The organism is Chryseobacterium sp. T20 (assembly GCF_047345655.1).
GTDB lineage: Bacteria > Bacteroidota > Bacteroidia > Flavobacteriales > Weeksellaceae > Chryseobacterium.
This window is the reverse complement of the sequence record NZ_JBLFDU010000001.1, coordinates 208341-231215: the sequence shown is the minus strand read 5'-3', so window position 1 is coordinate 231215 and position 22875 is coordinate 208341. Positions and strand designations below refer to the sequence as shown.

At 36.2% G+C, this 22875-nt stretch carries 23 protein-coding genes; 6 read left to right on the top strand and 17 right to left on the bottom strand.

The features are described 5' to 3' along the window. Positions 1–62: 62 nt before the first annotated feature. The 9 genes from ACMA47_RS01055 to ACMA47_RS01015 all read right to left on the bottom strand — a co-directional run bounded on the left by ACMA47_RS01055 (position 63) and on the right by ACMA47_RS01015 (position 8469). Positions 63–1241 (bottom strand): thiolase family protein, encoded by a 1179-nt coding sequence (locus ACMA47_RS01055; protein ID WP_121487666.1) that lies wholly within the window; start codon positions 1239–1241, stop codon positions 63–65. 50 nt (positions 1242–1291) lie between these two features. Then, positions 1292–1645, bottom strand: a complete 354-nt coding sequence (locus ACMA47_RS01050; RefSeq protein WP_413928297.1) for a four helix bundle protein — start codon at positions 1643–1645, stop codon at positions 1292–1294. Positions 1646–1684: 39 nt separating this feature from the next. Then, positions 1685–4078, bottom strand: a complete 2394-nt coding sequence (locus ACMA47_RS01045) for a 3-hydroxyacyl-CoA dehydrogenase/enoyl-CoA hydratase family protein (RefSeq protein ID WP_114822154.1) — start codon at positions 4076–4078, stop codon at positions 1685–1687. A gap of 53 nt (positions 4079–4131) precedes the next feature. Further along, positions 4132–4584: a MarR family winged helix-turn-helix transcriptional regulator gene (locus ACMA47_RS01040; protein WP_034694513.1), complete on the bottom strand. Its 453-nt coding sequence runs from the start codon at positions 4582–4584 to the stop codon at positions 4132–4134. Between the two features lie 165 nt (positions 4585–4749). Next, on the bottom strand, positions 4750–5673 hold the full coding sequence (locus tag ACMA47_RS01035) for an ABC transporter ATP-binding protein (RefSeq protein ID WP_413928296.1): 924 nt from the start codon (positions 5671–5673) through the stop codon (positions 4750–4752). A 99-nt stretch (positions 5674–5772) separates the two neighbouring features. Next, entirely contained in the window at positions 5773–6150 is a 378-nt protein-coding gene (locus ACMA47_RS01030; RefSeq protein ID WP_413928295.1) for a GxxExxY protein, read from the bottom strand. 285 nt (positions 6151–6435) lie between these two features. Further along, positions 6436–6558 carry a hypothetical protein gene (locus ACMA47_RS01025; RefSeq protein WP_413928294.1) on the bottom strand — a complete coding sequence of 41 codons (123 nt, stop codon included), beginning with the start codon at positions 6556–6558 and terminating at the stop codon, positions 6436–6438. Between the two features lie 354 nt (positions 6559–6912). After that, positions 6913–7884 carry a FecCD family ABC transporter permease gene (locus ACMA47_RS01020; RefSeq protein ID WP_413928293.1) on the bottom strand — a complete coding sequence of 324 codons (972 nt, stop codon included), beginning with the start codon at positions 7882–7884 and terminating at the stop codon, positions 6913–6915. A 24-nt stretch (positions 7885–7908) separates the two neighbouring features. Continuing rightward, positions 7909–8469 carry a TlpA disulfide reductase family protein gene (locus tag ACMA47_RS01015; RefSeq protein ID WP_336702292.1) on the bottom strand — a complete coding sequence of 187 codons (561 nt, stop codon included), beginning with the start codon at positions 8467–8469 and terminating at the stop codon, positions 7909–7911. 33 nt (positions 8470–8502) lie between these two features. Between ACMA47_RS01015 and ACMA47_RS01010 the strand changes: the two genes are divergently transcribed. Together ACMA47_RS01010 and ACMA47_RS01005 are read left to right on the top strand one after the other, a co-directional pair. Continuing rightward, positions 8503–9627: a 2Fe-2S iron-sulfur cluster-binding protein gene (locus tag ACMA47_RS01010; RefSeq protein WP_413928292.1), complete on the top strand. Its 1125-nt coding sequence runs from the start codon at positions 8503–8505 to the stop codon at positions 9625–9627. A 56-nt stretch (positions 9628–9683) separates the two neighbouring features. After that, positions 9684–10241, top strand: coding sequence for a vancomycin high temperature exclusion protein (locus ACMA47_RS01005; protein ID WP_373427997.1), 558 nt, complete (start codon positions 9684–9686; stop codon positions 10239–10241). On the opposite strand, the gene ACMA47_RS01000 is transcribed toward ACMA47_RS01005, so the two are convergent. Then, a complete protein-coding gene (locus ACMA47_RS01000; protein WP_413928291.1) occupies positions 10238–12847 on the bottom strand; it encodes a BamA/TamA family outer membrane protein in 2610 nt (869 codons plus the stop codon). The two genes, ACMA47_RS01005 and ACMA47_RS01000, sit on opposite strands and share 4 nt — an antisense overlap. Here ACMA47_RS01000 and ACMA47_RS00995 point away from each other — a divergent pair. Further along, entirely contained in the window at positions 12833–13558 is a 726-nt protein-coding gene (locus ACMA47_RS00995; protein WP_413928290.1) for a TrmH family RNA methyltransferase, read from the top strand. The two genes, ACMA47_RS01000 and ACMA47_RS00995, sit on opposite strands and share 15 nt — an antisense overlap. An 80-nt stretch (positions 13559–13638) precedes the next feature. On the opposite strand, the gene ACMA47_RS00990 is transcribed toward ACMA47_RS00995, so the two are convergent. From ACMA47_RS00990 to porQ, 5 genes are all read right to left on the bottom strand, one after another. Beyond that, positions 13639–14139, bottom strand: a complete 501-nt coding sequence (locus ACMA47_RS00990; RefSeq protein ID WP_034694329.1) for a hypothetical protein — start codon at positions 14137–14139, stop codon at positions 13639–13641. 3 nt (positions 14140–14142) lie between these two features. Then, complete coding sequence (locus ACMA47_RS00985) at positions 14143–14451, bottom strand: phage holin family protein (RefSeq protein ID WP_034694332.1); 309 nt, start codon at positions 14449–14451, stop codon at positions 14143–14145. An 80-nt stretch (positions 14452–14531) separates the two neighbouring features. Further along, a complete protein-coding gene (locus tag ACMA47_RS00980) occupies positions 14532–14882 on the bottom strand; it encodes a YtxH domain-containing protein (RefSeq protein ID WP_034694334.1) in 351 nt (116 codons plus the stop codon). A gap of 95 nt (positions 14883–14977) precedes the next feature. Then, the gene (gene cmk / locus ACMA47_RS00975; protein WP_034694336.1) at positions 14978–15652 is read right to left on the bottom strand and encodes a (d)CMP kinase; all 675 of its coding nucleotides are present in this window, start codon (positions 15650–15652) and stop codon (positions 14978–14980) included. Positions 15653–15736: 84 nt separating this feature from the next. Then, positions 15737–16729 carry a type IX secretion system protein PorQ gene (gene porQ / locus ACMA47_RS00970; RefSeq protein WP_114822146.1) on the bottom strand — a complete coding sequence of 331 codons (993 nt, stop codon included), beginning with the start codon at positions 16727–16729 and terminating at the stop codon, positions 15737–15739. Positions 16730–16897: 168 nt separating this feature from the next. On the opposite strand from porQ, the gene pyrH reads away from it, so the two are divergent. Continuing rightward, the gene (gene pyrH, locus ACMA47_RS00965) at positions 16898–17605 is read left to right on the top strand and encodes a UMP kinase (RefSeq protein ID WP_034694340.1); all 708 of its coding nucleotides are present in this window, start codon (positions 16898–16900) and stop codon (positions 17603–17605) included. Between the two features lie 79 nt (positions 17606–17684). Here the strand turns inward: pyrH and ACMA47_RS00960 are convergent, their stop codons facing one another. After that, positions 17685–19025, bottom strand: coding sequence for a lipase family protein (locus ACMA47_RS00960; RefSeq protein ID WP_413928289.1), 1341 nt, complete (start codon positions 19023–19025; stop codon positions 17685–17687). Between the two features lie 448 nt (positions 19026–19473). Here ACMA47_RS00960 and frr point away from each other — a divergent pair, with 448 nt between their 5' ends. After that, on the top strand, positions 19474–20028 hold the full coding sequence (gene frr / locus ACMA47_RS00955) for a ribosome recycling factor (RefSeq protein WP_079241539.1): 555 nt from the start codon (positions 19474–19476) through the stop codon (positions 20026–20028). A gap of 198 nt (positions 20029–20226) precedes the next feature. After that, positions 20227–21288, top strand: coding sequence for a 3-oxoacyl-ACP synthase III family protein (locus tag ACMA47_RS00950; RefSeq protein ID WP_413928288.1), 1062 nt, complete (start codon positions 20227–20229; stop codon positions 21286–21288). A gap of 126 nt (positions 21289–21414) precedes the next feature. Here ACMA47_RS00950 and ACMA47_RS00945 read toward each other — a convergent pair whose 3' ends face one another. Further along, positions 21415–22872: an LptF/LptG family permease gene (locus ACMA47_RS00945; protein ID WP_413928287.1), complete on the bottom strand. Its 1458-nt coding sequence runs from the start codon at positions 22870–22872 to the stop codon at positions 21415–21417. Positions 22873–22875: the final 3 nt, after the last annotated feature.

Below are 22875 nucleotides of genomic sequence, written 5' to 3'. Positions count from 1 at the left end.
TATTGATGATTTTAATTTGGATTTCATAAATACATTTTACGTAAATACATCAGTACATTTTTTTAAAGTAGTTCAAAAATAGAAGCCGCTCCTTGACCTGTTCCCACGCACATAGAAACCATTCCGTACTTGTTGCCACGTCTTCTCATTTCGTCAAGAAGTTGTACTGTTAGTTTTGTTCCTGTACATCCAAGCGGGTGTCCAAGGGCGATAGCTCCTCCGTTTACGTTTAAGATATCAGGATTTAGTCCTAATTCTTTTTTAATCGCAACAGATTGAGAGGCGAAAGCTTCGTTAAGCTCGATCAAATCAATATCTTTTAATTCTAAACCTGCCTGTTTCAATGCTTTTGGAATAGCATAGATAGGCCCCATTCCCATAATTCTTGGTTCTAATCCGGCAGCAGCATAAGCCACTAATCTAGCTTCAGGCTCCAATCCTAATTCTTTTACCATTTCCTCACTCATTACCATCACGAAAGCCGCTCCGTCACTCATCTGAGAAGAGTTTCCGGCAGTTACGCTTCCTCCGTTGGCAAATACCGGTCTTAATTTTGCTAATCCCGCTAAAGAAGTATCAGCTCTAGGCCCTTCATCTACTGAAAAATCAAATTTTTTAGTCTGCATTTTCTGATTTTCATCCAGGAAATTATATTCTACAGGAATCGAGACAATCTGGTTGGCAAATTTACCTTCCTGATTAGCTTTTAAAGCCTTCATATGAGATTCAAAAGCAAACTGATCCTGTTCTTCTCTTGTAATATTGTATTGTTTTGCAACTTCTTCGGCAGTGTAACCCATTCCCCAGTAGTAATCAGGGTTTGTTTTTGCGATATCTGTTTCAGGAACCGGCTTGTAACCTCCCATCGGAATGTATGACATAGATTCTGTACCACCCGCAATGATACAATCCGCCATACCAGCCTGAATTTTTGCAGAAGCAATAGCGATCGCCTCACTTCCTGAAGCACAGTATCTGTTTACAGTTACTCCCGGAACTTTATCGGTATTTAATCCCATCAAAGAGATCAGACGTGCAACATTCAGCCCTTGTTCAGCTTCCGGCATTGCATTTCCTACGATAAGGTCATCAATTCTGTTTTTATCTAATTGGGGTAGCTCAGCCATTAATTTTTCAATAACGGTAGCTGCCATTACATCAGGTCTTGTAAATCTTAAACTTCCTTTTGGAGCTTTTCCAACGGCAGTTCTGAAACCTTTTACTATGTATGCTGTTTTCATTTTTTTTTGTATTAAAGTATTTATGTAAAATGTATTTATGATTAAAATGTTTAAGTATTGAATTTTTGCTTCAATTTTGCTAACATATTTTGTATATGCTTGATTTCTTTAAAAATAATATTAAAATCATCATTTTTAAAGAAACCTAAATCATTTGCAATTAATATCTGGGTTTCAAATTCAAATGAAGAGCCTAATGCTATATTTAAGAAATGTGAAAACTGAGCATCTGTATCTCTGCCTGCACCCTCAGCGATATTAGAAGGAATTGAATATAAACTTCTTCTTGACTGGGAAGTCAATCCGAACATTTCATCTTTTGGAAAACTGTTTGAAGCCAGATAAAATATTTTACAAAGCTTCATTGATTTTGACCAAACTTCTAAATCTCTAAAATTATGCATCGTGAATACATTAATACTTTTTACATTTTACAAAAAAATCTAGTTTCTTAATGGTTTTCCGTTCTGTAACATATATTGGATTCTCTCCAGAGTTTTTCTTTCTCCACAAAGCTGAAGGAAAGTTTCTCTTTCAAGGTTCAATAGATATTGTTCTGTTACCACTGTTGGTTCAGATAAGTTTCCACCTACCATTACGTTGGCCAGTTTATCAGCAATTTTTTTATCGTGTGCAGAAATAAAGTTTCCGGTTAGCATCTGGTCTGTTCCTACGTAGAACATTCCTAGTGCATCTTTACCAAGAACTTTTACTTTTTGCTCGATGGGCTGAGTATATCCTTGTTCTGCTAATAGTTTCGCTACTTTTTTAGCTTCAGCAATCTGTCTGTTTTTGCTTACAGAAACGATGTCTTTCCCTTTTTCAAGGATTCCCATGTCATAAGCTTCATAGGCAGAAGTAGCTACTTTACCCATGGCGATGTTCATGAAAGCATCACGAAGTCTGTTATTTTTAACATCATCGTTGTGGAATTCTCTGGAAGTTCTTAAAGTCAATTCTTTAGTACCACCACCACCAGGAATTACTCCAACTCCGGTTTCTACAAGTCCGATATACGTTTCTGCCGCTGCAACCACTCGGTCTGCATGCATGGTCATTTCGCATCCTCCACCTAAAGTCATTCCGTGAGGAGCAACTACTACAGGAATAGAAGAGTAGCGTACTCTCATCATTGATTTCTGGAAGTAAGCGATCGCCATGTTCAAATCATCCCAATCCTGCTCGATAGCCATCATTAGGATCATGGCAAGGTTAGCGCCTACAGAGAAATTAGCTCCCTGGTTACCAACTACTAATCCGTCATATTCTTTTTCAGCTAAATCAATGGCTCTGTTTAATCCGTCAAGAACTTCGCCTCCAAGAGAGTTCATTTTTGAACGGATCTCGAAGTTGATGATACCATCTCCTAAATCTTCAATAGCAGCACCTGAATTGCTCCAAAGTGTTTTATTTTTTCTGATATTATCTAAGATGATGAATGCATCCTGACCAGGGATTTTGTTGTATTCTCCTGAATTTTTATCAACGTAAATGCTTTGTCCTTCGTCATTAACTTTATAGAAAGTTTCTACATTTTTCACCCAGTCAGAAACCTCGTATCCGGCATCTTTTGCCAGTTCAATACCTTTCTGAACACCTACAGCATCCCAGATTTCAAATGGACCGTTTTCCCATCCGAAACCAGCTCTCATCGCGTCGTCAATTTTGTAAACTTCGTCAGAGATTTCAGGAACTTTATGAGAAACGTATGCGAATAATGCCCCTAAAGACTTTCTGTATAATTCGCCAGCTTTATCTTTACCACCGATTAATACTTTGAATCTGTCAATCGGTTTATCTATAGCTTTTGTTAATTCTAGAGTAGGGAAGGATGATTTTCCTTGAAGTTCATACTCCAAAGTATCAAGGTTTAATCCGTGAATTTCAGATTTTCCTTCTGCATTTTTCACTTTTTTATAGAAACCTTGTTCTGTTTTTGATCCTAACCATTTATTATCCATCATTTTCTGGATATAAGGAGGAAGAGCAAATACATCATTAAAGTCGTTCGCTTCCGCACCGCTTTGACGAACTCCGTTGGCTACCATTACCAAAGTATCAAGACCTACAACGTCAGCTGTTCTGAATGTAGCAGATTTTGGACGCCCGATTACTGGACCTGTTAATTTATCAACATCAGAAACGGTAAGTCCTAATTTCTGTACATTGTGAAGAAGATCCATCATTGAGAATACACCGATTCTGTTGGCGATGAAAGCTGGAGTATCTTTAGCTAAAACAGTCGTTTTACCCAAGAATTTTGCTCCATAATTCATATAGAAATCGATGATCTCAGGATCTGTATCGTTAGTTGGGATAATCTCTAAAAGAGGAAGGTATCTTACAGGGTTGAAGAAGTGTGTTCCTGCGAAGTATTTTTTGAAATCCTCGCTTCTTCCTTCTGTAAGGAAATGGATAGGAATACCGGAAGTATTAGAAGAAATTAAAGTACCCGGTTTTCTGAACTGTTCAATTTTTTCGTATACAGACTTCTTGATGTCAAGTCTTTCTACTACTACTTCAATGATCCAGTCAGTGTTTTTTATTTTCGGCAAATCATCATCGAAATTTCCGATTTTAATTCTGTCTGCAAACTTTGGTGAATACAGAAGTGCAGGACTTGCTTTTTTAAGTTTTTCAAAGTTTTCGGAAGCAATTCTGTTTCTTACTACCTTGTCATCTTTGGTCAAACCTTTTTTTTGTTCAGCTTCAGTAAGTTCAAAAGGAACAATATCCAAAAGTGATACTTCAACGCCGATGTTGGCGAAGTGAGCAGCGATTCCGCTTCCCATAATTCCTGAACCAAGAACCGTTACATGTTTGATTCTTCTTTTCATATGTAAATTTTTATTTGTATAAGATTATATGAGCCCTAAGGCTTCATCATAATTTATTTTCTGTTATTTAATAATTCGTTTGCTATTTTCATGATCTCAGTCATCACGTCTTTGAAAGCATCCAGTTTTTCCGGAGCTATTTTCTCCATCACCTTCTTATTAAAGTTGACAACGACTTCCTTAGACATATTTCTGGAATTTAATCCTTTGTCTGTAAGTTTAATGATCACCTCTCTTTTATCAGTGGTGGTTTTTTCCTTATAGATGTATCCGTTATCTTCAAGAAGTTTGATGATTCTCGTTAATGAAGTGGGTTCAATAGCCATCTTTGGACCAAGATTGGTACTTCGGGTTCCTTCTTTGGGATCAATTTTAAGAAGAGTGAGTGCCTGTACCGCTGTGGAATCATGTTCCTGGGCTAATTCTGTGTACATTTTAGAAACAGCCAACCAGGTCTGCTTTAAAATTAAATCTACGTTTTCTATTTTTTCCTTATTATTATCCATCATTTTTGCGCCAATGGTTTTACCCAAATTTAATAAATATTATGCATGCATAATATTTATTAACGTTAAATTTTGTTAATAGGCTGTAAATAAACGGATTAAATTGTATGATTAGCATAATACTATGCATGCATAGTATATGGATTAATTAAAGAAAACTCAGTATTAATGAATGTTTGAAACTAAATTGATAATTTCTTCAAAAGATTCACATTGATAAGTAGCGGAATCTTTAGTAATTACCCAAAAAGTGTTCTGAAACTCAAAATTAAGCTCAGACAGGTCTTTTTGGAAGTTTTTTTGAAGCAGAGAATACAGCATTTCCTTGTGAAACTGTGGCGCAGAAATGAAAGGTGGAATAAAGGTCTCGTTGATTTGAAACAATGAAGCATTAGTAAGTTCATCGTGCTGAAGTAAAATATCCTCCACAATCCCTGAATACAGATGATTTTCCTTTACATACCATATTTTGTCTGCAAACTCTTTGGCCAGTCTCCAGTCGTGGGAAGAAAACAGAATAAGTTTGTTCTGTTCCTTAGCCAGCTTTCTCAAGGTTTTTAGAATAATGATCTTATTTTTCTCATCCAGATGAGTAGTAGGTTCATCCAGAATAATGATAAGCGAATTTTGAGTAATAGCACGCCCGATAAATGCCTTCTGAAGATTTCCATCTGACAGGTTTTTCAAAAGAGTATATCTGTACTGATTCAGATCCAGTTCTTCAATAATATGAGCCACTTCTTCACGGTCTTCTTTTTTTAACTCAAAATAAAAAGGGTAGTAGATGTATTTTCCCAGAGAAATAAGATCTTCAACCGTATAATGTTGTGGAATAACCGACTTTGAAAAGACAATAGCAATATTTTCCGCAATTTCTTTTACGGAAAGATTTTTCACATTTTTTCCATTAATAGCAATCTCTCCATTCAGTAAAGGCATTTGATGCAGAATAGATTTGATCAATGTTGTTTTCCCTACACCGTTATTACCAATCAACAGGCATACATCACCAAGCTTTAAATCTGCATGAGCATTGGAAATTAATGTTGTATTGTAGCCGATATCAGCCTGTTTGATCTGTAGGTGCATGTTTTTGTTGGTTATACGCGAAGACGCAAAATGTTTTACAAAAATAATGTTTTAAGAAGCAAGGAATTTGACTTTGTCAAATTTTTATCATGTTTTATTTTATAAGTTGTTTACAATTCTTGTTACTCCGTTTTTGAAAACATCTGATTGAAAATTGAGCAGCATACCAAGTTTACAGTTTGACATTTTTAAGTAGGTGAGTAGTTGTGCTTTATGAGTAGGACTAATGTAATCAACGGTTTTTATTTCTAAAATCACCTTGTTTTTAATTATCAGATCAAGTTTAAAAGCATTTTCTATTTTCAAATCTTCATAAATGATTGGAAGTAATTTTTGTTTTTCTACTAAAAATCCTGATTTTGTTAATTCATAAAACATACATTCTTCGTATACATGTTCAAACAGTCCTGCTCCAAGTTTTCTATGAATTTTTAATCCCGTTTCAAAAACAATTTTTGAAATTTCATTTTCTGTCATTTGTGGTGTCTTGTTGAACCTAAATGTAAGAATTGTTAGGGAAACGATATTATGTCTTAAAATTTTTTATTTAAGTGTATTGTTGGGTAAGCGCAAGGGCGCAAAGTTTTTTATACAATTTGTATATTTTAAGGCGCAAGAAAATCAAAGATTTTCAGCAAGGATATGATGATTTTTTGTGAATTAAAATATGCAGTGCTCAATTTTATCGTAGATAAAATCTTTGCGCCTTAAAAAGTTATAATTAAAAATAACCTTGCGCCTTTGCATTTTCCAACAAAAATCTTACACTTTATTCTGCTTCAAAAGCATCATCAGAATCACAGGAATCCCCAATACAGAGCTTATTACATTCAGAGGAATCTGGGTTTTCTCAGCAATAACAGAGAAAAATAACATAATCAGCATCCCCAGAAATATATTATGAATCCATCGCTACCATATTTGAGCTTAAATATATGAATTGTTAGATAGGTATATTAGATGTGAGTGTATACTTATCAACATTTCAAAAACTATAGTGTTAAGTTTATTGGGAAGTCTGTTGGGTAAACATAAAGGAGCAAAGGCTTATAAATAGATTGTGATTATTTAAGGGGCAAGAACATTTCGATTTCGCTCAAAGGAAGATTTTCAGCAAGAGATCGGGGGATGTTCTTTCTTTAGAATATGCAGTGTTCAATTTTATCGTAGATAAAATCTTTGCGCCTTAAAAAATTATAATTAAAAATAACCTTGCGCCTTTGCGTTTTCCAACAAAAACTACACCTTATTCTGCTTCAAAAGCATCATCAGAATCACAGGAATACCAAATACAGAGCTTAGTACATTCAGAGGAATCTGGGTTTTCTCTGCAATAACGGAGAAGAATAGCATAATCAGCATTCCCAGAAACATATTAAGAATCCATTGCTGCCATAATTTTGAAGGATTATAGACCAGCCTGCAGAAGTGGGGGACAATGATTCCAATAAAAAGAATAGGTCCTAAAAATGCTGTAACAGATGCTGATAGGAGAGAGGAGGCAACGATGATTAAAAGTTTCAGTTGTTTCAAATTTACGCCCAAACTTTGTGCATAGGAATTACCCAGAGAGTTCCCGATGAGCGGCTTTATTGCTCTGAAACAGATAAACATACCAATTGAAACTAAAATAAACAGTACATAAATCTGGTTTCTCGTTACCATATTATTCGCTCCGAAAGACCATAAAATATAGTTTTTCAGACTTTGGTTTTCCGCATAAAACTGAAGAAGAGATACAATAGCTCCAGCAAAAGCAGATACCAAAAAACCGAAAATAATAAGATAGGATTTATCCTGAAACCTGTTAGACATCGACAGCAGGATCAGCATTAGCAGCAAGCTGCCTCCAATAGCTGATAAACTGAGAAAGCTGTTCTGTAAAAATTCAGGTAATAAAATATTATGGGAAAAGAAAATATAAAAGGCGACCGATAAACTGGCAACGGAAGTAATTCCCAATATATCAGGCCCAGCCAGCGGGTTTTGAAAATATTCCTGCATCAGAAAACCAGAAGTAGGAATGGAAATTCCTGCCAGCATCATTACCAGAACACGGTTGATACGGATCTCAGCAATCTGGCTATGTGCCGAATCCTGAAAGAAATCCTGGATGCTTAAACCTAAAAATCCTGTGTTCAGATTAATGACAGCGCTTATAATAATGGCGATCACGAATAATAAACACAGGATTTTAAATCTTTTTGACATGATTCAGAAAGAGTTCAGTCTATTTTATTTTAAAAAAGAATCAATTTTTGAATTCAAAACATCTTCTGTCATCATTCCAAGGTACTCATCGGTTTTATCTCCTTTTCTCATGAAAGTAAAAGGAATAGAACCACCGTCCCATTGTTTGAAGTTGTTGTGAAAGAAGTTTTGATCTAATTTTTGCCCATCCAGTAAGATAATATTACCTCCCAATTTATTTTCGGTGGCAAAATTCTTAACAGCACCAGCCCAATCTGCCTTATCATCAAGGTTGACGAAAGTGAACTTTACAGGTTTTCCTTTCAACTCATCCATTTTACTTTTAAAACTTGGAATTTCTCTGATACATGGGCCACACCAGGTTGCAAAAAAGTTGGTTACATATAACGTATCATTATTTTTTGCTAAATGCTGACTTACGTTTTCTGGAGAAAGTTCTTTGGGGATAGCTGTACTTCCTTCTGTTTCTGTAGTTTGAGATACAGAAAGAGAATCTGCAGCTGCGGTATTTTCAGATTTCTGACCTTCTTTTTTACAGCTGTACAGTGCAGTAAGAAGTAACATGGAAAAAATTATCTTCTTCATAAATTATTTTTTATCTATTTTTGAATTGAAGTTATGGAACAACAAATCTATAAAGGGAAACTGATACAGTTTCATCCGTTAAAAATAGCGAAAAAGGAAGAGCTGACCAAAAATACTTTTTCTCTGGAGTTTGATATTCCTGAGAATTTAAAAGAAAATTTCAGGTTTGAGGCCGGGCAGTTCGTTAGTATAAGATTTCAATCACATGGGAAAGAGGTTATTAATGATTATTCAATGACTTCAGCTCCTTATGAAGGGAAAATATGTCTGGGGATAAAGGTGAATTCCTCTGAAGGAGCTACTTCGCAGTTATTTCAAAATTATAATGTTGGTGATGAACTTTGGGTAAGTGAACCTTCCGGGAGATTTACAATTGTATCCAAACCCAGTGAATTTAGAACTATTGTTGCTTTTGCAGCCGGCATTGGAATTACCCCGATTTTAAGTCATTTCAAAAATATTCTTCACAATGAACCCAGAACGCGGTTGTTTTTATTTTTTGGAAATAAAAGTTCAGAAGATTTAGTCTATCGCGAACAGCTGGATAATCTGGCCAGAACATGTGGGGACAGGCTTCAGATATTTTATTTTTTTTCTCAGGAGAAAACAGCAGATCAGTTTTTCTATGGCAGACTGGATGAGAAGAAATTACACCTGATCATCAATCAGATCCTTCATTTGGATGATACAGATGAAGAATCTACCATTTGGGATGCGGTAGATGAAGTATTGATATGTGGAAAAGGTGAAATGATCAAGACATTGGCCAATGCATGTTATCACCACGGAATTCCTAAAAAGAACATTCATTTTGAACTTTTTGAAGAATTTAATGATGATATTTATCCTGTAGAAAAAGAATTTCCTCTGATTGAAAATATTGAGGTTGAATTTACCATGCTGGGGAAAAAATATAAGACCCAGCTTCCTGATAATAAGGATAAAATCCTTCAACAGCTTCTGATGCAGAAATTCCCTGTCCCTTATTCCTGCAAGTCCGGAATCTGCGGAAGTTGTGAATGTTCTCTGGAAGAAGGAGAGGTGGAACTGTTGGAGAATGAGTATCTTACCGAAAAAGAGGAAGAGCAGGGACATATTTTAGCTTGTATGTCTATTGTGAAAAGTAAAAAAATAAAGCTTAACTTTGATCTTAGTTGAGAATTATTAGGAACATATTTAACCTTGGATTTATATCACTGGAATTGGGAATTCTGATGATATGCTTCTGTAATGTGTGGGTTTTCGGGCTTACCAATGGGAGAACTTATACCAAAATCTCAAAAATTCCACCCCGTGAAATTGCTTTGGTTCTGGGAACATCTCCAAAAATGAGATCCGGAAAATCCAATCCTTATTTCACCAAAAGAATGGATGCCACAGCACTTCTTTACCATCATGGGAAAATCAAGAAAATTATAGTGAGCGGGGAAAAAAGCAAAGGCTATAACGAGCCGGGAGCAATGAAAAACTATCTGATCAATCAGGAAGGAGTGCCTGAAGATATTATTGTGGAAGATCCGAAAGGCTTTAATACTTATAAAAGTATTCTCCGTTGTAAGGATGTTTATAAGAAGAAGAATGTCATTATTGTATCTCAGGGATATCATAACCTCAGAGCGCTGTTTTTTGCAAGAAATAATGATATGAATGCTTTGGGCTTTGATGCGCAGGATGTCACAAAACCTGAGAGTTTCTACAGAAACCAGACGAGGGAAATCCTCGCCCGTGTGATTGCTGTAGTCTATTTTATTTTGGGCGTTTCTCCGGACTAGAAAGGATATCCGAACGCGATATTAACTGTTGGTTTGAAAGGCTGGATGTTTTTGAATCTCCATCGGTCGCCTTCAGGTTTATTCGGGTCATAGATCTTATACGCAAGGTCAATTCTCGCAGTAACGTAAGCAATGTTTAATCTTAATCCGAATCCACTTCCGATACCCACTTGTTTCCAGAACTTACCGAATTTAAATTCATCCCCATAGCCGTCATTATAGTTACGAAGGCTCCATGTATTCCCGATATCGGTAAATAAAGCTCCTTCGTAAGTTTTATTGAAAGGAATTCGATATTCAATATTGGTGGTAAGTTTTACATTGTCCGTCATATAGGTACGAACTCTTTCATCCACCTGAGAATCTGCAGGACCTAATCCTCCAAAGGCTACCCAGGCTCTGATATCATTGGAACCTCCATTGAAATAAGACTTGATGATGGGCATATCCTGAGAGTTTCCAAAGGGAATTCCAACTCCGATAAACTGACGAAGTACTAACGTCTGATTTCCGTTAAACTTGAAATACTTTCTAGTGTCAATATCAAATTTTACAAATTGTGCATAAGGCAACCCAAAAATAGTTCTCTGTGGGCCGGTAACAATACCTCCGTCATTATCTTTTTTATTGAATAAGCTTAAGATGTTACCTGCAAGCTCTACTTTTCCGTTAAAATAAAATGCATTGGGATATTCTTTTTTTCCAATTTCACTATATACAAAGTTGTAGATCATGGAAGAAATAAGGACATCCTGAGTCTGTCTGTCTTTGTTCACCAATGTCCCTCTGAATGCTGTCAGAAGATCAGTACCCTGTTGATTAAGACTTGCACGGTAAGCATCGTTCTCGATAATTTTCTTGGAAACTTCATCTACGCTGAGTTTTCCGTCTTTATAATCTTGTCCGGTTTGCGCAGTTTCAGGGCTAAACATAAAATAATTTCCGAAAACTTCATCTTTTACCCTTCCGTCATTCACAAAATAATCGTAGTAAGCATCTTTATTTTTCGTCAGACTGACCTGAGTATTGAATAACGTAAGCTTATGGTATACCTGATCATTAACACTGGCCTGATAATTCAATCCTGTATTAAAAATTAATCTTCCCAAACCGATATTATTCTGTATAGATGCCCCCAGCAAAATAGATGATGTAGGGGTATATCGTTTAGGAATAAATCTATAATAATTAAAAGGCAATAAAAGCCTCGGGAAATTCAAAGATGCCTGAGCTGAGATTTCGTACGCAGCCACTCTTTTACTGATATCCTTTGTACTTCTGATAGAACCAAATGTTCCTGAAAGGCTGGTAGAAAGGTTTTCCGCCCCTCTGAAAACATTTCGGGTAGTAAGGTCCACAGAAGGAGAGATCCCCAGATTTAAAATCTGAGAATAATTAATATCTGTTCCCACTTTAAGTTCATATTTCGGAAGTGGTTTCAGTACATATAAAACATCCACAATACTGTCATTAGGAGAAGTCATTCCTCCTTGTCTCAGAGAGTCTCTTGCTTTAACGATACTGAAATTATTCATCGATAAAAGGTTTCTCTTGGTTACATCCAGTTTAGTTTGGTCAAAAACCTTTTTACTGTCCGGAATAATAGCTCTCCATATGGATGAAAGTTTGTATTTATCATTCACCGTATGAAATCTTATTCTCCTTAAGCTGTCTTTTTTGGTATTTTTAGGATAATCTCCGGGTTCATCCACAATGGCCACGTCAATATTTCCAAACGTAGCAATCTTATAAGGAGTATCCAGGGAATCTTTATGAATTTCCAGCGTTAAAGGAATCTGCTTTCTGCTTTTAAGAGAATCCGCAACAAAATAAACCTCATCGTTGGAGGCATTGAATCGATAGAAACCAAATTCTCGCATCAGATCCGTAATTCTCGTTACTTCTTTTTCTAAAACAGTCTGATCAAGAATCTGTCCGGATCTCACAAGGCTTCTGTTCAGATTATAGTTGTAATACCCTTTGATTCCCTGATCCGGAATATTATAGAAATAATCCTTAATGCGCGTAGGTTCGTTATGCTTGATCGAGTAATTGACAGATGCTTTTTTGGAAGCAGAATCCAATGTATGATTGAACTTTACATCAGCATCCCAAAATCCTCTGTAAGTAAGTCTTTTCTTGATAGATTCAGCACTTTTTTCGCTTCTGGTCTGATCAAGAATTACCGGTGCTGTCCCCCAATTGTGCAGTAAACGGTCAAAAAGCAGACTTTTCCCGACACTGCTTTTCATATTATATTTAAGGAATAAAGAGTCTCTCAGTTTCTGATTTCTCATCTCACCGGGATAGGTCATATATTCATTAAGTATTGTGTCATATTTCGTATCCGCCATATTGTAGAGTAGTAAACTCAACGGCATGAAAAGAAACTGCTTTTTATTGGGCTTTTGCTGGATGTAATCTTTCAGCTCTTCGTCGAAAAATTCTCTCTTATCCTCGAACTCTAAACTGTTCTTGGTAAGCAGATATTCGCCCTCAGGAACTTTTTTTGTCGTACTACAAGCATAAAGGAGACCAACAAATGTTGCAAATGAGATAATTTTATAATATTTTTGAGGAGAATTCTTATAATGCTTACAGCTCATACAATAAAAGTTTTACAATCTTTAGATAAAAAGAAGTTCAGACAAAAATACAATTTGTTTTTGGTTGAAGGTAATAAAATCATTTGTGAACTTTTTAATTCTAACTTTAAAGTTAAAGAAATATTATCAACCGATCCACAAAAATTGGACCGTAGTGATATCCCTGTTACCCATATCTCTGAAAATGAATTAAAAAAAATCAGTTTTCTTAAAACACCAAAAGATTCCGTTGCGGTATGTTATCTTGCCGAGGAAGAAAAATGGGAAGATAAGAATATACAATTGGTTTTGGATGGAATACAGGATCCTGGAAATCTGGGAACTATTATACGATTGGCAGACTGGTTCGGAATTGAACAGATCATCTGCAGTGAAGATACCGTAGATGTTTACAATCCGAAAGTGATTCAGGCGACAATGGGCTCGTTTACCAGAGTAAATGTGGTGTATACTGATCTTGTGGAATATCTTTCTAAGACAGAGAATGTGAATATCGGAACGGATATGGAAGGTGAGAATATTTATACCTTTGAAAAACCGGAAAAGATTAATCTCATTTTAGGAAACGAAGGAAATGGAATGAGACCGGAAACGGAAAAGCTTTTACAGAAAAGTATCAGTATTCCGAGGTTTGGAAAATCCCAGTCTACAGAAAGCCTGAATGTATCAATGGCTGCAGGGATTATTTTAGGACAGTTATTTTCAAAATAGAAAATCAGAAACCAGAGGTTAAAAATTATTGTAAAATATTACTGAATAATATCCAGCGCCTGGTTTCTGATATCTGATTTTTATATCAATTGTTCCATACTTGAAACACTTTTGTTTTTCTGATAAACCTCCATCTTTTTTCTGACATATTTCAGAGCAATAGGAGCAAGGTAAATCAATGCTGCACCAATCAGTTTTTTCTTCCAGTTGGAGCTTTTCATATTCTTTTTGGCATAGTTTCCAACGATAGCAGTAACTCCCAGTTTAACAAGACCATCGGTAATGTTTCCTCCTTTGAATGCGGAGCTGGCAATTCCTACAGCTGTATTTTTGCTGATCAGAAGATCTTTCACCTCTGAAGTAAGCTGTTTGGCAATGACATCCTTTCTTAAAACTACTTTTTCATCACCGTCTTCATCAATTTTTTCCTGAAGATACTGATCACTTAAACCATTGGTAAATGCACTTAAGCTTTCTTTTGTATTTTTGAAGGTAAGAAGATTTTCCAGATCACTGATTTCACCCTGAAGCAGTTTTTTCTTTCTTCTTAATTCTTCTATGCTCTCGTATTTTCTGCCCATAGTTTAATGATTTAAAAATTTAATAACCTGATCTGCAACAGTATTGACAATCTTAGTTTTGAAGGCCACTACAAACGCCATTACCAGTGCATAAAATGCAGCCACAATTAAGAATCCATATGAGTAATTATCCAGTGCTTTGCCGATAAGGAAAGCAATTCCAAAATTGAAAAGGATAATAAAAAAAGCAAAAGCAACAAGCAGTACTACAAAGTAAGTAATGAGCCCGGCAGAAAGTGACGACTTTTCAGTCGCTTCAATTTTCAGAAGATCTATTCTCTTGGAGGCGTATTCTTTAATAGTTTCTATCATTGTTTTTTTTTAAAGTTACAAAAAAAGGAACTTTCGCACAAAAGTTCCTTTCCGTAATTTACTTAAAAAAGATAAATTACTTATTTTTTCAGATCATTCAGTTCCGCTTCTACATCTTTTGCCAAATCTGCAGTTTTAGAAACAATCTGATCTTTGTATTTATCATATCCGTCTTTCACAGTATGTGCTACGCTACTCGCCGTTTCTTTGAAAGTAGAAGAAATATTGCCATATTGGTCTTTTACTTTTTCAGAAACCTCACCGTATTTATTTTTTGCCTGATCTTTAAGATCATTTGCTTTAGTTTTGATTTTTTTTCTGGTTTCTTTACCTTCTTCCGGTGCGTATAACATTCCTAAGATTACACCTGCCGCAGCACCTGCAAGAAGTCCTGCCAATATACCTGCTGTATTATTTCCTTTTCTAGACATTTTAAGTTTTTTAATAATTAATAATAAATTAGTTTTTACAGTAATAAAACTTACAATTTGTATACCAAAGGAGGCCTGAAGCCTATTAAAAATTGTTAAATCTTTTTGATGTGAGATAAAATAACTTCTATGGTTTCCTTTTTGGTGAGTGCAGAATTATCAATTACAATAGCATCGTCAGCCTGCTTCAATGGGGCTATTTCACGCTCACTATCGATTTTGTCACGTTCTATAAGGTTTTGCTTTACCTGCTCTTTATCTGCTTCTATTCCCAGGCCTTTCAGTTCCAGAAACCTTCTGTTGGTTCTTTCGTCAATGCTGGCAGTAAGAAAGAATTTATAGTCCGCATTTGGCAGAACTACTGTCCCAATGTCACGTCCGTCCATAATAACACCTCCTTTTTCTGCCAAAGTGCGCTGTGACTGCAGCAAAAAGTCTCTTACTTCTTTCTGCTTGGCAACAAGGCTTACGTTGTCAGAAACGATATTGGTTCGGATTTCCTTAGAGATATCGGTGTCATTAAGGAAAAGAATAAGGGTGCCGTCGTTATTTTTAAATTCAAGTTTGATCTGATTAAAAGAAGAGAACAGTGTATTCAGATCAATCTCACCGTTTTCATTCAGACAATGCTGCAAAGCATACCAGGTAACTCCTCTGTAAAGCGCTCCTGTATCCATATGAATAAGTCCCAGTTTATCAGCAATGACTTTAGAGATAGAACTTTTTCCGGTAGACGAGTACCCATCGATAGCAATTACAGGTTTTTTCATACTGCAAATTTCAAGATTTTTTTTAGAAAATCAAGAAGAAGTAAGAAAATTTCAGAATAATTAAGAAATTTTTGGTCAGGAAGATTATTCTCCTCTGTGGCTGGAAAGGTCCATGGATATTCCTATCTGATTGACGTTCGAAGAGTTGTGATATCTTACGTGGGCATAATCAATACGGAATCTGGAAACTTTAACTCCAAATCCTGCAGAAAGTCCTGAGAAGTTTCTTTGATCTGCAACCGCCAGTTCATTTCCTCTTTTTACATTATATCCCAGTCTGATATTGAAATTCTTTTCCGGAAACAATTCTGCTCCCAATGAAAAGTGGTCTGCGATTTTTCTGCCGGCACCTACTTTTTGTCCGTCCAGATTTTCTTCTGAAGAAATATCAAACTTCTGAAGATCATGGGCTGTAATGGTGATGGCAAGAGGGAAGTTCTTGATGATTTTGGTATATCCAAGATCGATTCTGAACGGAAGATTTTCTCTTGTTCCATTGAAGGATTTCAGCTGAAACCCAAAATTTCTCATCACAAGAGAAACTACTTCTTTATTCTTTTTATTATGATAGGTAATTCCCGCTGTTCCTGAGATGGCGGAAGAAGTATAGTTGTCAATTTTTGAGGTAATGAAATTAAGTCCTCCACCAATCGTCCAGTCTTCTTCAAACTGGTAGGCATAGCCTGCACCAATCGCTACATCTGAAGCTTTAAATTCTCCGTTTTCGAAACCGCTTTCATCCGTCCTCGGAATACTTCCATAGCTCATATACCTTGCATTGATGGTAGCCATGTGGCCATTCTCAAAATCTTTGGCATAAGCGATAGTTCCGTATTTCGAGTCGGCAAGGTAAGCCGTTGCGTTTACAGAAAGCTGTTTGTCAGAATCTTTATTTAAAAGGGCAGGGTTTGCAATAGCAAAGGAAACATCATAATCTCTCACCGAAATTGCATCTCCACCCAAAGCAGCCTGTCTTGCAGATACAGGTACATTTAAGAACGGATAGACATTTGTTCCTGTTTGCGCATAAGAAACAATTCCTGATAGAAATAATGAAAAAATGATAATTTTCTTCAACTCAATTTATAATTAATGCAAAAATAATCCTTTTTCGTACTTTTCAAAATATTTCTTACATTATTTCTATTTAAATATTTTTCTTTTATCAATATCATTAATGATTATATTTGCAAAATCAAATTCTGGGGAAACCCGTACTAATAAAAAGTTACTTAAAAATAAAAGATGAAATATAAAAGAATCCTTCTGAAACTGAGCGGTGAGGCCTTAATGGGAAACAGACAATACGGTATTGATACTGAAAGACTGCAGGAATATGCAGCTGAGATCAAAAAAGTAGTTGAAAAAGGCTGTGAAGTAGCGATCGTGATTGGAGGAGGAAATATCTTCCGTGGTGTTGCAGGAGCTGCAAAAGGGATGGATAGAGTGCAGGGTGATTATATGGGAATGCTTGCTACTGTTATCAATGGAATGGCTTTACAGGGAGCACTGGAAGATGCAGGAATCAAAACAAGACTTCAGTCTGCTATCGAAATGGATAAAGTGGCTGAACCTTTCATCAAAAGAAGAGCAGTAAGACACCTTGAAAAAGGAAGAGTAGTGATCTTTGGAGCAGGTACAGGAAACCCTTATTTTACGACTGATACAGCTGCAACATTAAGAGCCATCGAAATCGGAGCTGATGTAATCTTAAAAGGAACAAGAGTAGACGGAATCTACGACAGCGATCCGGAGAAGAACGCTAATGCTGTAAAATACAATTCATTATCTTTCGATGAAGTATTTGAGAAGAACCTTAAAGTAATGGATATGACTGCCTTTACTTTGAGCCACGAAAATAAATTGCCAATCATCGTATTCGATATGAACAAAGATGGAAATTTAGAAAAAATCGTAGACGGAGAAAATGTAGGTACTTTGGTTAATTTATAATCAATATAAGTCCTAAAAAATATAAAAACACCTGTTACAGTAATTGTGACAGGTGTTTTCATTTTAACACTAATCTTAATTATTTATTCACACTGGCATTTTGTTTGGCATTTTCTTTTTCAACCAAAGTGTAATGGGACAAAATCCATTCAAGGATCTGATTCATTATTTTTATAACCATCTCAGATTCTGTAACAGCAGTTACTCCCGGTACCAGATTTAAAACGGCCGGTTTTGGTAATGGCTGTGGTAAAATAAGTCCATTTACCTGAGGATTAGGTCCTGTTGCAGGAATACCATTATACATGGCCACATGTTGTACGCCTAGCTGAAGCATATAATCCTGCAAAGTTTCAGGAGGTGTTTTGATAGTGGTTTGGAGTTGCCCTGGAAGCGATTGGTTTTGTATTCTTGTATAACTGGCTCCTGATTTTGAAGAATCATCAATAGCCAATTTTTGTAAAGTTTGTAATATATAAGGAGTCATATTGTTAGTGGCCTGACCATATATAGTTGCAATTTTCTCCAGTTCTGATACCGGCCACGCATGAGGAACTACATCCAGATTATTCCAGTGCATGGTATTCCAGCTTTGGTAAGTGCCTGATTGTTGCTGCCATCCTGGAGGCAACGGTGGGAATTTACTATTGAACAGATTGGCAAATGCTACCTCACCTGGCGTTGGTCCGGCAGTTGGATATACAAGCGTTACCCCGAAAGCATTCAGATCCTTATTTTCTTTCAGATAAAGAGCAAGGGTAGGAGATAGTGCTCCGGCAAGACTGTGTCCACAAAATATAATGGCGGTACCCGGATCCGGATTTAAACCTGCCAAAAATTGTTGCAATGTAGTATTCGGTGAAGCTGCAGATGGAGGACTTTCAAGCCCGAGAAGGATACTGATACCAGTAGCAGTTCCCTTTGAAATATAAGGATCAGTGCCATTATAAGCCGATGGAGCAAAATTGGAAGGGTTGTAAGTAGTCCAGTTTACCACTTCTGCAACTGAGAAGTCTTCTGTTTCCCAATCGTAAAGTGATGAAGGATTAGTAGCAGCAATAGCTACAACGTAGGTAGGTAATGTAGGACCTCCCGGAAATGCGACAGCATTAGACTTAACGACATACAATGCATTATCTGCAACACCGGTAGGAACTCCCTTTTCATTTTTTTCTTCGATCAGGGCAGGGCCCCAGACCAAATCCCAGTTTCCTAATTCCGATACGGCTGAAGGGTTAGCTATGGAAGGTGTTTTCTGATCCATTATTTTAACCGGAGGAACATTGTTAAAATAATAGGATAAATCATACTGAAGCTGTTGCTGTAGTTGGATACCAAAACCGTTGTAGCCTCCGGCACGGTTGGCAAGACCTGCCATACCGAAAACTTGTTGATAGGCATCTAATGATGGATTTGTCATGATGTGATTGGTTTAAAATAAGGTTAAAATTTTTAATTGATAAGAAATGTCTTCTCTAAGACTTTCCGTTTTTTATGGCAAGGATTTCATTTAAAATACCTGCTAAATTTTTGTTTAAAAGAACAGAGTAAAGGACGTTATTAAAAATGATATCACACTAAGTAGAAATAACCAAAATGTTCTATAGGTATTTGTACCCGAAGTTTTTTGCTTGAAGTTGAATTTTAGACGAAAAATAACTTTCTTTTTTTCAAAGAGAAGACAAGTACACAAAATCCATGTTGGAAATAGCTATTATTCGAAAACAATCATTATTTTTGCAGCACTGAATAGTAAAAAATAATTTAAAATAGTAAGGAAACCCTGATGTTTACAGTGTTTTTGGATTTAATTAATTGATATTCAGTTGAATTAATAGATGTGTAATTTATCAAACTTTAATATAATAATGGAAGAATTAGATCTTATATTAGAATCTGTAAAACAAGACATGGATGCAGCTGTAAAGCACCTGGATCACGCATTTCAAAGAATTAGAGCAGGACGTGCTTCTACGGCAATGGTTCAGGATGTAATGGTAGAATACTATGGAGCAATGACTCCTATCAACCAGGTTGCGAATGTTTCTGTTCCGGATGCAATGACAATCTCTATTCAACCTTGGGACAGAACGGCAATCAATGCGATTGAAAAAGCGATCATCAATTCTAACTTAGGTTTTGCACCTTCTAACAACGGAGAAAATATTATTCTTAATGTTCCACCTTTAACAGAGGAAAGAAGAAAGGAACTTGCAAAGCAGGCTAAAGTAGAATCTGAGAACACTAAAGTAACGGTAAGAAACGCAAGACAGGAAGGTTTGAAAGAACTTAAAAAACTGGAAGGAGTTTCTGAAGATGTTGTAAAAGGAGTGGAAGAAGAAATCCAGACGTATACAGATAAATATGTAAAACTTTGCGACGAGCATCTTAAAACAAAAGAAGCTGAAATTATGAAAGTATAATTTTCAGTTTTTGAAAATATTATGAGAGAGGTTTCTTTTGAGAGACCTCTTTTTTTGTGATTTTTACCGTTACATTTCACTTTTTGCAATGCAATACATTCTTGTTCCATACTATATTGTGAAGTATTTACGTTCATTCATTATATTTAATGAATTATTCCTGACGTTTAATTAAAAAACAGGAAACAGATACTAAAAATGATGACAAAAATAATCGGGGTAGGAAACTACATCCCATCGGAAACCATAACCAATTTATTTTTTGATAAACATATTTTTCTTAATGAAGAAGGGATATTATTAAAAGAGAATAATGCCTCCATTACGGATAAGTTAAAAAAAATTACGGGTATTGAGGAGAGAAGATATGCGCATAGTACACAGGTTACTTCGGATCTGGGGCTTATTGCGGCGCGTGAAGCCATAGAAAATGCGGGAGTTGATCCTGAAACATTGGACTATATTATATTTGCCCATAACTTCGGGGATGTTCGTTTTGGAACGGTTCAGTCTGATACGGTACCCAGCCTTGCTGCCAGGGTAAAACATTTATTGGGGATCAGAAATAATTTCTGCGTAGCCTATGATGTTCTTTTTGGATGTCCGGGCTGGATTGAAGGTGTCATACAGGCTCATGCGTTTATCAAATCCGGTTTGGCTAAACGATGTTTGGTGATTGGGGCAGAAACACTATCCCGTGTGGTAGATATTCACGACAGAGACAGTATGATTTATGCGGATGGAGCGGGAGCGGCTGTTCTGGAAGTAAACCCCAATGATGATTCCGGGATCAAATCTCATTTGTCAGCTTCTTATACACTTGACGAGAAAGACTATCTGTACTTTGGAAAATCTTACAATAACGAAAGATGCCCGGATACCCGATACATCAAGATGGATGGCAGGAAAATATATGAATTTGCTCTGGTGAATGTTCCGGATGCCATGAAAAAATGTCTTGACAACAGTGGATATTCCATTGATCAGTTGAATAAGATTATTATTCATCAGGCGAACGAAAAAATGGATGAAGCCATCGTGAACAGGTTTTATCAATTATATGGAAAACCGGTTCCGGAAAATATTATGCCTATGGTTATTCACAAATTGGGAAATAGCAGTGTAGCGACAATTCCTTCTTTGCTGACGATGATTTTAAAGGATGAACTGGAACATCATAAAATAGAGAAGAATGATGTGGTTTTATTTGCGTCTGTAGGTGCAGGGATGAATATTAATGCTTTTGTGTATCAGTTTTAAAAAATAATAAAGAGGTTTCTGATAGGAAGCCTCTTTGGTTTTATAGACATTGTATTGATCTTTTCAGGTCCTTATATGAAAAAAGCTTCGGAGAAACTCCGAAGCTTTTTTATTTCTATATCAGAATTATTGATATCTCTGATGTTCTTTGCTTTTTGTAAACCTTTTGGTGATGGGTTTGAACAATGCTTTGTATTTTTCTGCATCAAATAATTGTGAATCTGTAAGCGCTTTATAAGTCATCCAGACTCCAAAAGGAAGAAGGATCAGGTTAGGAAGCCATGCTGCAAGGTAAGGGTTCATTTTTCCGCTCCACGACATGTTTTCTACCCCAACATTCATTACATAAAAGACAATGAAAATAACGATAGCGATGATTACCGGAAGTCCCATTCCTCCTTTTCTGATGATGGAACCTAAACTTGATCCAATCAGGAAGAAGATGATACAGGTCACCGAATAGGCGACAATTCTCTGCTGGTAAATAACGACTTTACTGAAGTATTTTACGTTAGAACTGTATTCATTCTTTTTAGATTCCAGTGTTGATTTCAGGTTGTCTAATCTGTTGTAGGAATTGTAAATGATTTCCAGTTTTTTATCCCCTTTTACTGTGTCCAGTTTGATCTGGGTCTTCGGAGCTACTTTATGTTTGTTGCCTTTATCCATGTAGGTAATCACAGAATTGGTCTGGTTAAGAACCTCGGATCCGATGTTATCAAAGAACTGTTTATTGTCTTTTTTGGTTTTTGAAATTGTTCCGTCAAGCTGGTTGTAGGTCTGGAAACGGTAGTCATCGGTAATCTGTTCTTTTTCGATGGCTTTATTGATGATTTCACTGATGTCAAAGTGAGATACCAATGTATCGAATTTAATCGCCTGGTCAGGCTGTTTTAGCCTTACATTATCACCTTTTCCGGCAAAAGCATCCTCAAATACATAGCCGTTATATAGAACAAGCTTTAGAAAATTTTTATTGGCAGCCGGAACAAATTTTCCTTTTTCAGCCACTACAGATTGTTGGTTTTCGTAAGCATTGGCTTTTTTATGAACAAAAACGCCTTCAATATTTTCTCCGCTTTCCCCATAGATCTTGTCAAACTTTACCATATAACCTGGAATCTGATCAATAAACTGTCCCGGAGTAAAGTTGATAGCCGGTTTAGTCTGGGCAATATTGAAAAGCATGTTCTTGGCTTTCTTCTGAAAATCAGGAATAATATTGTTGGAAAAGAAAAACAACATGATGGCAAGTGCCGTTGAAATTCCAAGAAGAGGAGTCATTACCCGGGTCAAAGGAATTCCTGCTGCTTTCATAGCTGCAAGCTCGTAACGTTCTCCAAATTCACCAAATGACATAATACTCGCCAGAAGGATCGTAAGCGGGAGAACCATACTGATAACGTTTACCCCAAGATAAAAAAGAAGTTTAAGGATTTGCCAGTAGCTTAATCCTTTTCCCATAAACTGTCCCAACTGTACCCAGATAATGTTTACAATAAAAATGAAAAACAATACGCTGAATATAAAGAAAAACGGTCCAAAGAAGGTTTTTATAATGTATCGGTCTAGTATTTTTAACATGCG

Bases quoted from the DNA above. Each gene is read 5' to 3' on its own strand.
- ACMA47_RS00980 (WP_034694334.1), bottom strand. From the start codon at position 14,882: ATGTCTAGAAAAGGAAATAATACAGCAGGTATATTGGCAGGACTTCTT.
- ACMA47_RS00945 (WP_413928287.1), bottom strand. From the start codon at position 22,872: ATGTTAAAAATACTAGACCGATACATTATAAAAACCTTCTTTGGACCG.
- ACMA47_RS01010 (WP_413928292.1), top strand. From the start codon at position 8,503: ATGGAACAACAAATCTATAAAGGGAAACTGATACAGTTTCATCCGTTA.
- frr (WP_079241539.1), top strand. From the start codon at position 19,474: ATGGAAGAATTAGATCTTATATTAGAATCTGTAAAACAAGACATGGAT.
- ACMA47_RS01055 (WP_121487666.1), bottom strand. From the start codon at position 1,241: ATGAAAACAGCATACATAGTAAAAGGTTTCAGAACTGCCGTTGGAAAA.
- ACMA47_RS01025 (WP_413928294.1), bottom strand. From the start codon at position 6,558: ATGCTGATTATGTTATTTTTCTCTGTTATTGCTGAGAAAACCCAGATT.
- ACMA47_RS00950 (WP_413928288.1), top strand. From the start codon at position 20,227: ATGATGACAAAAATAATCGGGGTAGGAAACTACATCCCATCGGAAACC.
- ACMA47_RS01000 (WP_413928291.1), bottom strand. From the start codon at position 12,847: ATGAGCTGTAAGCATTATAAGAATTCTCCTCAAAAATATTATAAAATT.
- ACMA47_RS01015 (WP_336702292.1), bottom strand. From the start codon at position 8,469: ATGAAGAAGATAATTTTTTCCATGTTACTTCTTACTGCACTGTACAGC.
- ACMA47_RS00995 (WP_413928290.1), top strand. From the start codon at position 12,833: ATGCTTACAGCTCATACAATAAAAGTTTTACAATCTTTAGATAAAAAG.
- ACMA47_RS00960 (WP_413928289.1), bottom strand. From the start codon at position 19,025: ATGACAAATCCATCATTAGATGCCTATCAACAAGTTTTCGGTATGGCA.
- ACMA47_RS01030 (WP_413928295.1), bottom strand. From the start codon at position 6,150: ATGACAGAAAATGAAATTTCAAAAATTGTTTTTGAAACGGGATTAAAA.
- cmk (WP_034694336.1), bottom strand. From the start codon at position 15,652: ATGAAAAAACCTGTAATTGCTATCGATGGGTACTCGTCTACCGGAAAA.
- ACMA47_RS01020 (WP_413928293.1), bottom strand. From the start codon at position 7,884: ATGTCAAAAAGATTTAAAATCCTGTGTTTATTATTCGTGATCGCCATT.
- ACMA47_RS01045 (WP_114822154.1), bottom strand. From the start codon at position 4,078: ATGAAAAGAAGAATCAAACATGTAACGGTTCTTGGTTCAGGAATTATG.
- ACMA47_RS00985 (WP_034694332.1), bottom strand. From the start codon at position 14,451: ATGATAGAAACTATTAAAGAATACGCCTCCAAGAGAATAGATCTTCTG.
- ACMA47_RS01050 (WP_413928297.1), bottom strand. From the start codon at position 1,645: ATGCATAATTTTAGAGATTTAGAAGTTTGGTCAAAATCAATGAAGCTT.
- ACMA47_RS01005 (WP_373427997.1), top strand. From the start codon at position 9,684: ATGATATGCTTCTGTAATGTGTGGGTTTTCGGGCTTACCAATGGGAGA.
- ACMA47_RS01040 (WP_034694513.1), bottom strand. From the start codon at position 4,584: ATGGATAATAATAAGGAAAAAATAGAAAACGTAGATTTAATTTTAAAG.
- pyrH (WP_034694340.1), top strand. From the start codon at position 16,898: ATGAAATATAAAAGAATCCTTCTGAAACTGAGCGGTGAGGCCTTAATG.
- ACMA47_RS00990 (WP_034694329.1), bottom strand. From the start codon at position 14,139: ATGGGCAGAAAATACGAGAGCATAGAAGAATTAAGAAGAAAGAAAAAA.
- ACMA47_RS01035 (WP_413928296.1), bottom strand. From the start codon at position 5,673: ATGCACCTACAGATCAAACAGGCTGATATCGGCTACAATACAACATTA.